Source organism: Bordetella tumbae, from assembly GCF_965139195.1.
Classification (GTDB): domain Bacteria; phylum Pseudomonadota; class Gammaproteobacteria; order Burkholderiales; family Burkholderiaceae_B; genus Bordetella_A; species Bordetella_A tumbae.
Genome location: NZ_CBCSJH010000013.1, coordinates 40938 through 55505, shown reverse-complemented (window position 1 = coordinate 55505; position 14568 = coordinate 40938). Strand labels below are relative to the sequence as shown.

General features: G+C 60.7%; 12 protein-coding genes. 8 read left to right on the top strand and 4 right to left on the bottom strand.

All coding sequences use genetic code 11. The annotated features are described in order from the left end of the window. Window positions 1-93 precede the first annotated feature (93 nt). The 5 genes from hemW to ACNA0J_RS15320 all read left to right on the top strand — a co-directional run bounded on the left by hemW (window position 94) and on the right by ACNA0J_RS15320 (window position 6599). Entirely contained in the window at window positions 94-1311 is a 1218-nt protein-coding gene (gene hemW / locus ACNA0J_RS15340) for a radical SAM family heme chaperone HemW (protein ID WP_415819742.1), read from the top strand. Between the two features lie 187 nt (window positions 1312-1498). After that, a complete protein-coding gene (glnA, locus tag ACNA0J_RS15335) occupies window positions 1499-2911 on the top strand; it encodes a type I glutamate--ammonia ligase (protein WP_415819741.1) in 1413 nt (470 codons plus the stop codon). Between the two features lie 62 nt (window positions 2912-2973). After that, complete coding sequence (glnL, locus tag ACNA0J_RS15330) at window positions 2974-4041, top strand: nitrogen regulation protein NR(II) (RefSeq protein ID WP_415819740.1); 1068 nt, start codon at window positions 2974-2976, stop codon at window positions 4039-4041. Continuing rightward, entirely contained in the window at window positions 4038-5600 is a 1563-nt protein-coding gene (gene ntrC, locus ACNA0J_RS15325) for a nitrogen regulation protein NR(I) (protein WP_415819739.1), read from the top strand. The genes glnL and ntrC overlap by 4 nt, the downstream gene beginning before the upstream one ends. A gap of 96 nt (window positions 5601-5696) precedes the next feature. Beyond that, window positions 5697-6599 (top strand): class I SAM-dependent methyltransferase, encoded by a 903-nt coding sequence (locus ACNA0J_RS15320; protein ID WP_415819738.1) that lies wholly within the window; start codon window positions 5697-5699, stop codon window positions 6597-6599. A 133-nt stretch (window positions 6600-6732) separates the two neighbouring features. On the opposite strand, the gene ACNA0J_RS15315 is transcribed toward ACNA0J_RS15320, so the two are convergent. Then, on the bottom strand, window positions 6733-7644 hold the full coding sequence (locus ACNA0J_RS15315) for a LysR family transcriptional regulator (RefSeq protein WP_415819737.1): 912 nt from the start codon (window positions 7642-7644) through the stop codon (window positions 6733-6735). Window positions 7645-7793: 149 nt separating this feature from the next. Between ACNA0J_RS15315 and ACNA0J_RS15310 the strand changes: the two genes are divergently transcribed. Both ACNA0J_RS15310 and ACNA0J_RS15305 read left to right on the top strand, forming a co-directional pair. Then, the gene (locus ACNA0J_RS15310; RefSeq protein WP_415819736.1) at window positions 7794-8492 is read left to right on the top strand and encodes a pirin family protein; all 699 of its coding nucleotides are present in this window, start codon (window positions 7794-7796) and stop codon (window positions 8490-8492) included. 135 nt (window positions 8493-8627) lie between these two features. Then, window positions 8628-9512, top strand: a complete 885-nt coding sequence (locus ACNA0J_RS15305; RefSeq protein WP_415819735.1) for a pirin family protein — start codon at window positions 8628-8630, stop codon at window positions 9510-9512. Window positions 9513-9663: 151 nt separating this feature from the next. Here ACNA0J_RS15305 and ACNA0J_RS15300 read toward each other — a convergent pair whose 3' ends face one another. The 3 genes from ACNA0J_RS15300 to ACNA0J_RS15290 form a co-directional block, all read right to left on the bottom strand. Next, window positions 9664-10443, bottom strand: a complete 780-nt coding sequence (locus ACNA0J_RS15300; RefSeq protein ID WP_415819734.1) for an ABC transporter ATP-binding protein — start codon at window positions 10441-10443, stop codon at window positions 9664-9666. Window positions 10444-10445: 2 nt separating this feature from the next. Beyond that, complete coding sequence (locus ACNA0J_RS15295; RefSeq protein ID WP_415819733.1) at window positions 10446-12116, bottom strand: ABC transporter permease; 1671 nt, start codon at window positions 12114-12116, stop codon at window positions 10446-10448. A 206-nt stretch (window positions 12117-12322) separates the two neighbouring features. Beyond that, window positions 12323-13363: a Fe(3+) ABC transporter substrate-binding protein gene (locus tag ACNA0J_RS15290; RefSeq protein WP_415819732.1), complete on the bottom strand. Its 1041-nt coding sequence runs from the start codon at window positions 13361-13363 to the stop codon at window positions 12323-12325. 370 nt (window positions 13364-13733) lie between these two features. On the opposite strand from ACNA0J_RS15290, the gene ACNA0J_RS15285 reads away from it, so the two are divergent. After that, the gene (locus tag ACNA0J_RS15285; RefSeq protein WP_415819731.1) at window positions 13734-14510 is read left to right on the top strand and encodes a ferredoxin--NADP reductase; all 777 of its coding nucleotides are present in this window, start codon (window positions 13734-13736) and stop codon (window positions 14508-14510) included. Window positions 14511-14568: the final 58 nt, after the last annotated feature.

The following is a 14568-nucleotide window of genomic DNA, read 5'->3' as shown; positions in this document are numbered from 1 at the left end:
GTAGGTAAAAGGGCGATCGTGGCGTGTCTTGTGCAAGAGCGCGCCGTATTGTGAGAGCTGCAGTCACCGCTTTTCGTATTTTGAGTTTCTATCTTGGCCATCACAATTCCCATTCGCGCGGCTGGCGCAGGCAATTCTTCCCGTGTGGTGACGCCGCCCGGCGCCACGCTGACCAGCCTGCCGCCGCTCTCGGTTTACATCCACGTGCCGTGGTGCGTGCGCAAATGTCCGTACTGTGATTTCAATTCTCATGCGGCGCCCACCGAGATCCCCGAACGCGCCTATCTGGATGCCTTGCGCGCCGATCTGGAACAGGCCTTGCCCTCGATATGGGGCAGGCAGGTCATCTCGGTGTTTTTCGGGGGAGGCACGCCCAGCCTGTTGTCCGCAGCGGCGATGGACGAGATTCTGGCCATGCTGCGCGCCTATCTCAATCTGTGGCCAGACGCCGAAATCACGATGGAGGCGAATCCCGGCACCGCCGAGGCCGGTCGTTTTCGTGACTATGCGGCCAGCGGCGTCAACCGTTTGTCGCTGGGGATTCAGAGTTTTGACGATGTGCAGCTCAAAAAGCTGGGCCGTATTCACGATGCGGACCAGGCCCGGGCAGCCATCGAGATGGCGCAGAGGGCAGTGTCCCGGATCAATCTGGACCTGATGTTTGCCCTGCCGGGGCAGGATATGGCTGCCTGTATGCTCGATGTCGAGCAGGCACTGTCCTTTGGCACAGAGCATCTGTCGATGTATCACCTGACCCTGGAGCCGAACACCGTGTTCGCGAAGTATCCGCCCGAGTTGCCGGATGACGACACCAGCGCGGCGATGCAGGATGCGGTCGAGGCTCGGCTGGCGGCGGCAGGGCTGCAACGCTACGAGGTCTCGGCCTATGCCAAACTCGGCGCGCGTAGCCGTCACAACCTGAATTATTGGGAATTCGGCGATTATTTGGGGCTGGGTCCGGGCGCACACGGAAAACTGTCATTTCATGACCGTATCGTGCGAGAGGCACGCCTGCGTAGCCCCGATACCTGGATGGCGGCGGCTGTGGCATGCGATGGCAGCCACATCGCAGAGAGCCGCCAGGTCGGCCCTGATGAGCTGCCGTTCGAGTTCATGCTCAACGCGTTGCGCTTGAAAGAGGGCGTGTCCGCGGCATCCTTCGAGGAACGCACGGGCCTGTCCTTGGCAGCGATGTCGCGCCCGTTGCAGGCCGCCAGCGCCAAGGGGCTGCTGGACGCGGACCCCACGCGATTACGGGCGACTGCACTGGGTTGGCGCTTTCTGAACGACCTGCAGGAAATGTTCCTGTAATTGAAAGGCACCAATATGGTGCTTATATGCACCATATTATGCACTAATATAGTGCATAAATGCCCCGCCATGGATGCTTTATGTGGCTATGCCCCGTAATGGAACCTGGCACACATATTGCTTTCTACTGTTTATGCCAGCCGGAGCCAGGCTTAGACCCCCGGCGCNTTTATCTAATGGAGATGACATGGCAAGCCCGAAAGACATCCTGAAGCAAATCGCCGACAACGAAGTCAAATTCGTAGACTTCCGCTTTACCGACACGATGGGCCGTGAGCACCACGTATCGGTGCCTACGACCGTCGTAGACGAAGACAAGCTGGAAAGCGGCCAAGCCTTCGATGGTTCGTCGATTCCGGGGTGGAAGGGTATCGAAGCATCGGACATGTTGCTCATCCCCGATCTGAGCACCGCCAACCTGGATCCGTTCCGCGAAGAACCCACGCTGATCCTGAGCTGCGACGTTGTCGAGCCGTCCGACCTCAAGGGCTACGACCGCGACCCGCGTTCGCTGGCCAAGCGCGCCGAAGCCTATCTGAAGTCCTCCGGCCTGGGCGACACCGCCTACTTCGGTCCGGAACCCGAATTCTTCGTGTTCGACGGCGTGACCTGGAACACCGATATGTCGGGCACCTTCGTCAAGATCAAGTCCGAAGAGGCCCCCTGGTCCAGCGCCCTGGAATTCGAAGGCGGCAACCTGGGTCACCGTCCCGCCGTCAAGGGTGGCTATTTCCCCGTGCCCCCGGTCGATTCGTTCCAGGACATGCGTTCGGAAATGTGCCTGTTGCTCGAACAAATGGGCGTGCCGGTCGAAGTGCACCACCACGAAGTCGCAGGCCCCGGCCAATTGGAAATCGGCACCAAGTTCAGCACGCTGGTGCAGCGCGCCGACTGGACCCAGATCATGAAGTATGTGGTCCACAACGTGGCCCATGCCTACGGCAAGACCGCGACCTTCATGCCCAAGCCCATCGTCGGTGACAACGGCTCCGGCATGCACGTGCACCAATCGATCTGGAAAGACGGCCAAAACCTGTTCGCCGGCAACGGCTATGCGGGCCTGTCCGAATTCGCCTTGTACTACATCGGCGGCATCATCAAGCACGCTCGTGCCCTGAACGCCATCACGAACCCGGGCACCAACTCGTACAAGCGTCTGGTTCCTCACTTCGAAGCCCCGGTCAAGCTGGCTTACTCGGCTCGCAACCGTTCGGCCTCGATCCGTATTCCTTACGTGGGCAACCCCAAGGGCCGTCGCGTCGAAACGCGCTTCCCGGATCCCCTGGCCAACCCGTACCTGGCTTTCTCGGCACTGATGATGGCCGGTCTGGACGGTGTGCAGAACAAGATTCACCCTGGCGATCCCGCCGACAAGAACCTGTACGATCTGCCGCCGGAAGAGGATGCAAAGATCCCGACCGTCTGCGCCTCGCTCGACCAGGCTCTGGAAGCCCTCGACAAGGACCGCGAGTTCCTCACCCGTGGTGGCGTGTTCAGCAACGAGATGATCGATGCCTACCTGGCGCTGAAAGAAGGTGAAGTCCAGCGTCTGCGTATGACCACGCACCCTGTCGAATTCGACATGTACTACAGCCTGTGATGTTTTTGGCTTAGTTGGGGCGGACGGGGCGGCCCGCCGGCCCGTCCACCCCGGTGCTGCAAATGATAAATGTTGATGCGTTTGATCTACTGGCGACGGCTGTCCTGCTGTTGAACGAAAAAGGACATGTCGAATGGACCAATGCTGCAGCCGAAGACCTCTTCGGTCGGTCCCGCAGACAACTGCACGGCCATTCTGCTGCCACATTGTTTGGCCATCCGGAGGCCGTACAGTCGTCCATCGACCGTGCCGTATCCGGCCATTTTGCCGATGTGCGCCAATTGTCTTCGTTGCGTCGAGCAGGCGAGTGTGTCGAGGTCACCGTTACAACGGTGTCACTGAGCGGCCAAGCCTGGCCCGTCCTGATCGAGGCGCGCGAGATCGAGCAGCGTGTGCTGGCCGATCGCAATCATCGCCTGGTCGAGGAAATCGAAGCGCATCGCGAGTTGTTGCGTAACCTGGCACACGAGGTCAAGAACCCGCTGGGGGGCTTGCGTGGTGCGGCGCAATTGCTTGAGGCCGAGTTGCCCGATGTGGCGCTGGCTGAATACACCCAGGTCATTATTTCCGAAGCCGACCGCCTGCAAGTCCTGGTCGACCGGCTCAGTGGTCCGCAACGCGTTCCCTTGAGTGCGCGGCCTGTCAATATTCACGAGATCTGCGAGCGTGTCTGCGCGCTGATTCAGGCCGAGTTCCGCGAGAAAATCACGCTGGTGCGTGACTATGACGCGTCGGTGCCTGATTTGCAGGGCGATGCCGCTCGTCTGATGCAGGCCGTCTTGAATGTCGCGCGTAATGCGGCTCAGGAGCTGTCTCTGCAGAAACCCGGGGCGGATGTGCCTTCGCCCCAGATTACGTTGCGCACGCGTGTCGCGCGGCAGGTCATGCTGGCTCATCGCCAACATCGTTTGGCGCTCGAGCTGGCGATCATCGACAACGGGCCGGGTGTGCCCGAGGCGATTCGTGATCGTATTTTTCATCCGCTGGTCACCGCACGGCCAGGCGGGACCGGGCTGGGCCTGAGCCTGGCCCAGGATTTCGTGCAGCAGCACGGAGGCATTATCGAATTTGAATCGCACCCCAGGCACACAGAATTCCGTCTGGTCTTACCGATGGAGCAGCCACAGTGAGCAAACCTGTTTGGATCGTTGATGATGACCAGGCCATTCGGTGGGTGCTGGAAAAAGCGCTCGCTCGCGCCGACGTGCCAACGCGCAGCTTTTCCCAGGCTGCCGATGTCCTGGACGCACTGGAAACCGAAACGCCGTCCGCCCTGGTCTCGGATATCCGCATGCCTGGCGGCAGTGGGCTGGACTTATTGCGTCAAATCAAAGAGCGCCATCCGCGTCTGCCCGTCATTGTCATGACCGCATTCGCTGATCTGGATAGCACCGTGTCGGCTTTTCAAGGCGGCGCGTTTGATTATCTGGCCAAGCCGTTCGACGTGAACGAGGCCGTCGCGTTGATCGAGCGCGCAGTGCTCGAATCCGCCCCCGAGGAAAAAACCGTCGTTGGCGAGGGGGCAGACCCTTTGCAAAACAACGAGCGCTGGATGATGACGCAATCGGCCTCCAGCGCCATGCAAGAAGTCTTTCGCGCCATCGGCCGTCTGTCTCAATCCAAAGTCACCGTATTGATTACCGGCGAGTCCGGGACGGGGAAAGAGTTAGTCGCACGGGCTTTGCATGGCCATGGTGCACGAGCGGGCGGGCCGTTCGTGGCGTTGAACGCCGCCGCGATTCCTCGCGATCTGCTCGAGGCCGAGCTCTTCGGCCATGAGCGCGGGGCCTTTACCGGCGCGAACACCTTGCGTCGCGGCCGTTTCGAAGAAGCCAACGGCGGCACGCTATTTTTAGACGAAATCGGCGATATGCCGATCGAGCTGCAGACCCGCTTGCTGCGCGTGCTGGCCGAAGGCAGTTTTTATCGGGTGGGCGGTGCTCAACCTGTGCGTGTAGACGTGCGTATCGTCGCCGCCACGCATCAGCCGCTCGAGCAGCGCGTCGAACAAGGCCAGTTTCGCGAAGACTTGTTTCACCGTTTGAATGTCATTCGCCTGCGTTTGCCGCCGTTGCGCGAGCGGGTCGAGGATATCCCAGCACTGGCGAATCATTTTCTGGCAGCCAGTGCGCGCTCCTTGGGCGTGCCGGTCAAACGCCTGACGCCGGATGCGATTGCCGTCCTGACCCGGTTCGATTTCCCGGGCAATGTCCGGCAGTTGGAGAATTTTTGTCACTGGCTGACCGTCATGGCGCCGGGCCAGATCATCGAGCGCGCCGATCTGCCGCCTGAAATCCGGGCCATCGAGTTGGAGCAGCAGGCGCCACATCATGGGGGTACGGCGGCGCCCACCGTGATCAACGGCGGTGCGGCTGCTCCGATGGTGGCGGGCAGAGGCGGTTTCCCAACCGCCGCGCCAGCGCCAGCCTATGCGGCATCGGCGCCAGTGACACCCGCGGCCGCCTCCGGCGTCCCGGACTGGCAAGGGGCCTTACTGCGTGAAACTCAACAGCGCTTGGAGCGCGGTGAGCCAGCTGTCATGGCCACGCTGACGCGGCAATTCGAACGCATTCTGCTGCAAACGGCGCTCGACGCCAGCCGCGGCAGGCGGGTCGAGGCGGCCTCGCGCCTGGGCATTGGCCGCAACACGATTACGCGTAAACTGCGTGAACTCGGCATTGAAGATTAATGCCTCGCTCGCCCTTGTTGGCTGACAGGGGCGAGTGTCTTGGGACTGTATAGATAGTGTGGTGCAATAAAGGCTTCGGACTTGTGGGAGTTCGCAGTGCCTAAAGTTGTTCGTCGCAAACATCCTGAACCAGTCTCGGCCTCGACGCAGGCCGCAGCCGCGCAAACTGAAGCCAAAGCACGCAAGGTTACGATGACCAAAACCAAAGCTGCCAAAGTAAAAGAGGCGAAGGCCAAAGGGCCCAAGCCCAAAGACGTCAAGGCCAAAGGTGCCAAGGCAAAAGACCGCAGTATCAAGGTCAAGGGCGCCAAAGCAAAAGACGCGGGCATCAAAACCAAAAAAACCAAGACCGGACAAGCCCGGCCTAAGGCTGTGGCGGCACATGCCACAGAGGATTGGTCCGCCGGCACGATTCCGAGTCTGCCGCACATGGAGCCAGAGGGCATCGCTTTGCTCGGCGAACACCTGACGGGGATCAGAGTTTTTCTAGAGTATGGTTCGGGCGGTAGCTCATTGATGGTCGCCCAGGCCGGTGTCAAGAGCATTTATTCGGTCGATACCGACAAGCAGTTTTTGAAAGCCGTCAGGCAGCGATTGCTGGACGAAGGCATTCCACGCCGTCGTTACATCCCCATCTATGCGGACATCGGCGCCACCAAAGAATGGGGCAGGCCGGTGGACGAGTCTCACGCCAGAGACTGGCCTGCTTATTGCACGGCCCCTTGGGAAAAACTCCTCAAAACCGGTGAGCGGCCCGATCTGGTATTGATCGATGGGCGGTTCCGCGTTGCTTCGTTCCTGATCACGATGCTGATGGCGCCGCCGGGCTGCGTCATTTTGTTCGACGATTATGTGGACCGGCCTGAATATCATGTCGTCGAACGCTATCTGCAGCCGGCGCGCTTGGCAGGCAGAATGGCGGAATTCGTCGTGGAACCCGTTGCAGAGCCGTTCGCGGCATTGATCGATCTGTTGAAATACAGCACCGAGTCTCGGTGAATTGAGCCCCATGGGCAAGGCGTAATCCCGCCCGCCCACAAGGAAGATGCCTTGCCTTGAACATATGCAATGATGTGCGGTTGCCCAGTCGACAGCAACGTAGCGTCGCAGGGGCGGGGCCTTTGGCGTGGAGTCACACACCCAGCAGGCTTTCGCATAACCTGGGCGAGCGCAGCTTTTGCAGCCACCATTTCAATGCCTGCCCCGGGATCGGCTCGCGCCAGGCGTAGACCAATTGTTCCGTGATGGGCACCACGTCATCCGTGGTGCATTGCACCAATTGACCTCGCATGATGTAGGGCGCGGCTAGCGACAGGGGCAGGTAGCCGCACCCCAGACCGCGTACCTGCGCGTCGATCTTGGCCTGCATGGTGGGCATCATGATGAAGGGCTGCTGGCTCAGCAGGCCGCGCGTGCGCGGCGGCAGATCGCGCGACGTGTCGGCCAGCGCAATGGCGCAGTAGGCCGCGATGTCGGCCGCCGTCAATGGGCGATTCAACTGCGCCAGCGGATGGTGGGGCGCCACGCAAAAACCAAATTGCAGTTCCCCTAAAGGCTGTGACCAGTAGGCCCCCGAAGGCACCCCCGCTGCGTCCGCACCAATGACCAGGTCCGCCCGCCCGGAGGCCAAGGCGTCCCAATTCCCGCTGAGCACCTCGGTAGAGAGCCGCAGCGTCGTGACCGAGGCCAGCTCGCGAAACTCGGCAATCAGGTCGTACAGTGGTGCCAAAGGCAGCACCGCACTGACTGCCACCCGCAAATCCAGCTCCCATCCCGTCGCGACGCGCTTGACCCGGCCTGCCAGCGCATCCAGTGACTGCAGCACCTGCCGGCCGTCATGCAACAGGGTTTCCCCGGCAGGCGTGAGGTGAGCGCGATGGCCGCTGCGATCAAACAACAGTACATCCAGCGCATCCTCGAGCTTGCGCACCGCGTAGGTCACGGCCGATGGCACCTTGCCTAATTCGCGCGCCGCCTTGGCAAAACTGCCGTGCCGGGCGATGGCATCGATCATGTACAGCAGTTCGGGGGTGATGGCTTGCATGGTGAGAGGATCGTTCAAATAATTTGAATGATCTCATCAAACCGGTTCAGTCTCAACCCTATGCAATCCGCGCACAATACGTTTCATGGATGGTGATCAGACAACAACGTCTCACCGCAAATCATTCAGATTATCGAAAGGAGCTTACTATGTTGACCCTGCGCCGTAGCAATGAACGTGGTCATGCCAATCACGGTTGGCTCGACAGCTATCACACCTTTTCTTTTGCGAACTACTACGACCCGGCGCATATGGGGTTCGGTTCGCTGCGCGTCATCAATGACGACCGTATCGCCCCCAGCCGTGGCTTTGGTACACATGGCCACCGCGACATGGAGATCATCACCTATGTGCTCGACGGCGCCGTGGCGCACAAAGACAGCATGGGCAGTGGCTCGACCATCCGCCCGGGCAACGTACAGCGCATGAGCGCTGGGCGCGGCGTATTGCACTCGGAATTCAACCCGCTGGAGGACCAGACCACCCATTTGCTGCAAATCTGGATCGAGCCCAATGTCACGGGTATCGAGCCCGAATACGAAGAGCAAGATGTGCCTGAGGCCGAAAAACGCGGCAGCCTGCGTCAAGTCATCTCGCCTGATGGCGCCGATGGCTCCATGCGCATTCATCAGGACGCACGCTTGTATGTCGGTCTGTTCGACGGGGCTGAAACTGCCGAGCTGCCCTTGGCTGCCGGCCGCCGTGCCTGGGTGCATGTGGCACGTGGCGAAGTAACGGTCAATGGCCAAGCCCTGAAGGCCGGCGACGCGTTGGCCTTGGTCGACGAGGCAGCTGTGCGCATCAGTGACGGCAAACAGGCCGATGTACTGGTGTTTGATCTGGCCTGAGACGGGCTGGCAAAGCCGGGCCACGCCGGACCCGTTGGCACGTCCCCGCATGGTTATCCGCGATAGCCATGCGGGCTGTAATCCCCCAAAATGCTCTCACTACGCCCGCGCGGCGCGATATTCCAGGAGAACCGCATGTCCCTCGTTGAAACGCTCATCGTCCCACGCACCAGCGATCTAGGTGACGGCGTCACCGTCCGCCGCGCCTTGCCGTCGGCGCAACGCCGCACCGTCGGTCCGTTCGTCTTCCTCGATGAAATGGGTCCCGTGTTGTTCGAGCCGGGCGCGGGCATGGACGTACGTCCTCATCCGCACATTGGTTTGTCTACCGTGACCTTTCTCTACGAGGGGGCCATGATGCACCGAGATGGCGCGGGGAATGTCCAGGAAATTCGTCCTGGCGAGGTCAATTGGATGACGGCTGGCCGCGGCATCGTCCACTCTGAGCGCAGTCCCGCTGCCCAACGCAGTGCGGGCCAGCGCATTGCAGGTTTGCAGCTCTGGGTAGGTTTGCCCAGCCAACATGAGGAAACCGATCCCGGTTTCGTGCATTACGGTCTCGATGCGCAGCCCATCGTCGAAGGCGAGGGCGTGCGCGCCCAGGTCGTCGCGGGCTCCTTATTCGGCAAAACCTCTTCCGTACATACGCTATCGCCCCTGTTCTTTGGCGACATCGTCATGAAACCCGGCTCCACCGTGGTCATCCCCGCCGAATACGAAGAGCGAGCCGCCTACCTCAGCCGAGGCACCGTCGAGGTCGACGGGCAGGCCTATCAACCTGGACAGCTCATCGTGTTTGCCGCGGGCCAACCGGTTACTGTGCGGGCCGTGGACGATGTCCGCTTTGCCATCCTGGGCGGCGAGCCGCTGGATGGCCCGCGCTTTGTCTGGTGGAATTTCGTCTCCAGCCGCAAAGACCGCATCGAACAAGCCAAAGCAGACTGGCAGCGTGATCGTTTCGACCAGATCGTGCCGGGTGACGAAACGGAATATATTCCGTTGCCTGCACCCAAGGCGTGAGGATATGACAATGGCGACCTGTCGTTGATCCAGAGACGGTGAGAGTGGGTGTGCCGGCGGCTGCTCGAGCGTGGCCGCCGTCAGCCGTTCTGCTGCCCGAGCCCATGCGTTGCGCAACCGATACCGCCCCCTGCGAACCGGGAATGGCGCATCAGCGCCCGCGCGCGTATGCCTGCTGCCGCTGCTCCACCAAGGCCTCGCGTCGAACAAAGTCCCGTACGAAATCCGTGGCAGGGTGGTGATGCAGGTTATACGGCGTATCCCACTGCACGACCTTGCCTTCGTTCATCACGCCGATGCGGTCAGCGATGGCAAAAGCTTCAGCCTGGTTATGGGTGACGAGAATGGCGGTGTGGCCCGTGGACTTGAGAATATCGCGGACCTCGAACGCCAGGCGCTCGCGCGTATCCACATCCAGATTGGAAAACGGCTCATCCAGCAGCAAGAGATCGGGCGAGGGCGCTAGCGCCCGGGCCAGTGCCACGCGCTGCTGCTGTCCGCCGGAAATCTCGTGCGGATAGCTATCGGCCGCTGCCGACAGGCCGACCAGATCCAGCATTTCCTTGACGCGCACCGCGCGCTGGGCCTTGTTCATCAGCTTGCGCAGCCCAAACGCCACATTCTCCGCGGCCGTCAGATGAGGAAACAGCGCGTAATCCTGGAACATCATCCCTACACGGCGGTGTTCCGGCGCGACCAGCACGGACTCAGATGAAATGATGGTGCCGTCCAGCGCAATATGCCCGGCACGCACCGGTTCAAAGCCCGCGATAGCACGCAAAATCGTGGTCTTGCCGCAGCCCGATTGGCCCAGCAGACAACCAATATGGCCGGCCGGCAGCGCCAACGACAGATCCTGCACCACAGTGCGCAGTCCCTGCGGCGTATCGTAGGCCAGGCGGATGCGGTCGAGTTCAAGCAAATCGGCCACGTTCAATGTCCCATTTTCAAATTAGTACGTGCCAGCAAAATCACCGGCACGAGGCCCGCGACCACGATGGCCAAGGCCGCGACAGCGCCTTCTTCGTACGTGCCGCGCGCGGCTTCGGCATAGAGCCATGTCGCCAGCGTCTCGAAATTCAGCGGCCGCAACAATAGCGTGGCCGGCAGCTCTTTCATCGCATCGACAAACACGAGCAACGCCGCCGTGGCCAACGCCGGTTTGAGCAAGGGCAAATGGACCCGGCGCAGCGTGCCGCTGGCGTTTTCACCCAATAATCGCGAGGCTTGTTCCAATGAGGGCGGAATGCGCGACAGGCCGGCCTCGATCCCGCCCACCGAAATTGCCAGAAAACGCATCGTGTAGGCGCATACCAGCGCGCCCGTCGAACCCATCAACAGCAAGCCCTGTGTACCAAACACAGATCCCAGTTGACGGTCTATCCAGGTGAACGGCATCAGCAAACCGATCGCCAACACTGTTCCGGGTACGGCATAACCGAGGCTGGCAATCCGGGCGCATGCGCGGCCCGGATTCAGCCGCGCACTTTCCCGCAACGTCCGTCCCGCCCACGCCACGATCAGCCCGCAGCCCAGCGTGACGACTGTCGCGGCAAACGCTACCGTGACCGTGTTGGTCAAGCCGTTGATTAACTGATCAGACACGCCGCCCACGAGATGCAGGCGCTTGGACGTCTCGACCACCAGATACCAGGCTGGCGCCACAAACCCCAGCAACACTGGAATCCAGCCCAGCACGATGGCCAGCAACGCGGCGCCGCCGCGCAACCGTCGAGCCTGCATAGGCCGCATGCGCTGCGTGTTGGCGTAACGCTGCCGCTTGCGGCCATGCCGTTCCAGCAAAATCAGCCCCACCACGATGGCCAGCATCGTCAATGCAATCTGTGCCGCGCTCGCCAGGTCCGAGCGTGTCACCCATGTCGTATATACAGACACCGTCAGCGTCTGCACGCCCAAGAACTCGGATGCGCCGATATCGTTCAGCGTTTCCAATAGCGCCAGGCTGGCGCCCACCGCAATCGCCGGCCGCGCCAGGGGCAGGGCGACCCGCACAAAGACGCCGACTTTTCCCGCGCCCAGCGTACGTGCCGCCTCGAGCAGGCTCGCGGCTTGCGTCATGAACATCACACGCGTGCTCAAGTACACATACGGGTACAGCACAAAGCCCAGCACAAAAATCGCGCCATAAATCGAGCGCAAATCCGGCAGGCGAAAATCCCGCGGACTGTCATAGCCCAGCACCGTACGGATCGCTGTCTGAATCGGCCCAATCGGATGCAGCAAATCGAGATAGGCAAACGCAATGATGTAAGTGGGCACAGCCAAAGGCAGCAGCAGCGCCCACGTCAATGTCCGCCGACTGGGAAAATCATACGCGGTGACCAGCCAGGCCGCGCCAGTGCCCAGCATCGTGACCAATATCCCGACGCCCACCAGCAGCATGGCGGTATTCGCCAGTGCTTGAGGCAGGACGTATGTCGCCAAGTGCGACCAGTGCGACAGGTCCGCATCCAGCGCCTGCCAGGCCAACGCCCCCAACGGCAGCAACACAGCGAACGCGATCAGGGCCGCGCCCAGCAGCCAGCCCGCGCCGCGTTCGGGGCCGCGTAGTCGCCAGGGGCGTGGCAAAGAATCAGTTTGCATACAAAGAAAGAAACATCCTCGCGCTGCACCTGCAGTTTCCGTCGGTCGGTGGAAAAAGCAAATGTCAGGCGCCTTGCGGTACCTGACACGGGTTGATGACTGTCCGCCGAGATAGGCAGCAGCGCTGGCGGTGATAATGAGTTAAGGCTCAGGCGCGGGCTGCATAATATCTGATATGCCTGGCTCCGCCTGTCGCCTCGACGCGATCAATTATCGAACCCGACCTTATCCACCAATTCGCTGGCTTGCTTGCGATGCTTCGCGATGTCCGCCACGGGCAGCGAATCGATCTTCAGTTCGCCAAAACTCGCCACCACGGGGTCCAGCGTCACACCGGGACGGATGGGGTATTCGTAGTTGGCGCGCGCGTACAGGGCCTGTGCCGGCTCGGAAACCAGGAACTCCAACAGCTTGACCGCGTTTTCTTTTTGCGGGGCATGGGCTGCAACGGCCGCACCACTGATGTTCACGTGCGTGCCATCGCCGCCATTCTTGAATGTCGGGCGCACCACCTTGATCGCATCGCCCCATTTACGGGCGTCGGTGCCGGGTTCGGCGTTTTTCATATGGCCCACGTAGTAGGCGTTGGCGATACCAATATCGCAAATCCCGCCCAGAATGTCGCGCGCTACGTCACGATCGCCGCCTGCGGCCTTGCGCGCCAAGTTGGCCTTGACCCCACGCAGCCATTTTTCCGTCGCCTCGGCTCCGTCATGCGCGATCATTGCCGCGACCAGGCCTGTGTTGTACGGGTGCTGGCCCGAGCGGATGCAGACCTTGTTCTTCCATTGTGCATCGGCCAGGTCTTCGTAGTGGAAGCTCTCCAGCTTGAGATCATTGGCCACATACAGTACGCGATCGCGCAGTGACAGGGCATACCATTTGCCATCGGCACCGCGCAGATTGGCGGGGATGACCTTGTTCAGTGTTTCTGACTGGACTGCTTGCGTAATCCCGCCGTCGACCAGGTCGATCAGATTTCCGATATCGACCGTCATCAGCACATCCGCCGGCGATTGTGCGCCTTCGGCCTTGACGCGCTCGAGCAGGCCGTCTTTCACAAAGACGGTGTTGACCTTGATGCCGGTTTCCTTGGTAAAGGCGTCCAGCATCGGCTGGATCAATTTGGGTTCGCGCGTCGTGTACAGGCTGACTTCCTCGGCCGCAGTTGCCGGGGTAGCCAATACGGCGCCCGCGAGAGCCAGCGCGCCAAAGAGGGGGGACAAGGAAAAGCGTCGGGTCGACATAGAGGGCCAGGCTCCGGTATAGCGTTAAATAGACGACTGAAATGCAGTTTGTCCCGGGCACTATTCACCCCGGGCCGAGAGCGGCGCCAGGCGGGAGGAGGGCCCGTTAACGAAAATTATTATCAAGTGGGTGCGACAATAACAGGAACCGGCTCACCATTCAACTTGACGTCAGCTAAGGCCCCGTTTTCCGGCTTGACGCGGTGTTCTACCAAAAAGTTATAAGAGAATTACGGAATAATGAGATGAGTTATCAAGTAGTCTTGGTAAAATCGGGAAAACCCTGAGCCCCGCGCCAGCTTATTGCAAGTTTTTTGCACAGCGCGGAATTTCACTCGGCGCACCTGGTGCGTTGCACTTTTTCAACGACATGGCAGCTTTTAATACCGAACGCGTACTCAGCGTGCGCCACTGGAACGACACCCTTTTCTCCTTTACCACGACGCGTGACTCGGCCTTGCGGTTCCACAATGGCCACTTTGTCATGATCGGCCTGGAGGTCGAGGGCAAGCCCCTGATGCGCGCCTACAGCATCGCCAGTGCCAACTACGAAGAAAACCTCGAGTTCCTGAGCATCAAGGTTCAGGACGGCCCCTTGACCTCGCGTTTGCAGCACCTGAAAGAGGGCGACTCCATCCTGGTCAGCCGCAAGCCCGTGGGTACGCTGATCGTCGATGACCTCAAACCCGGCAAAAACCTGTTCCTGTTCGGCACGGGTACCGGCCTGGCGCCCTTCATGAGCATCATCAAGGATCCCGACGTTTACGAGCGATTCGAAAAAATCGTCTTGGTGCATGGCGTGCGCTGGGTGAGCGAGCTGGCCTATGCCGATTTCATCGAGAACGAGCTGCCCAGCAACGAGTTCTTTGGCGATGTCGTGCGCGACAAGCTCGTCTACTATCCCACTGTCACGCGCGAACCTTTCCGCAACCAAGGCCGTATTACGCAACTGATCGACAACGGTAAACTTTGCGCGGATATCGGCCTGCCGCAAATCAATCCCGAAACCGACCGCGCCATGCTCTGCGGCAGCCCGCACATGCTGGCCGATATCAGCGCAATGCTGGATTCTCGCGGCTTTCAGGTATCGCCGGGCGTCGGTGAGCCGGGCGACTATGTCGTCGAACGCGCCTTTGTTGAAAAGTAATACGCTTGTGGGCTGACCACGGGTGCGATGGCTGCACCCGGCGAGCCTACGTGCGGTA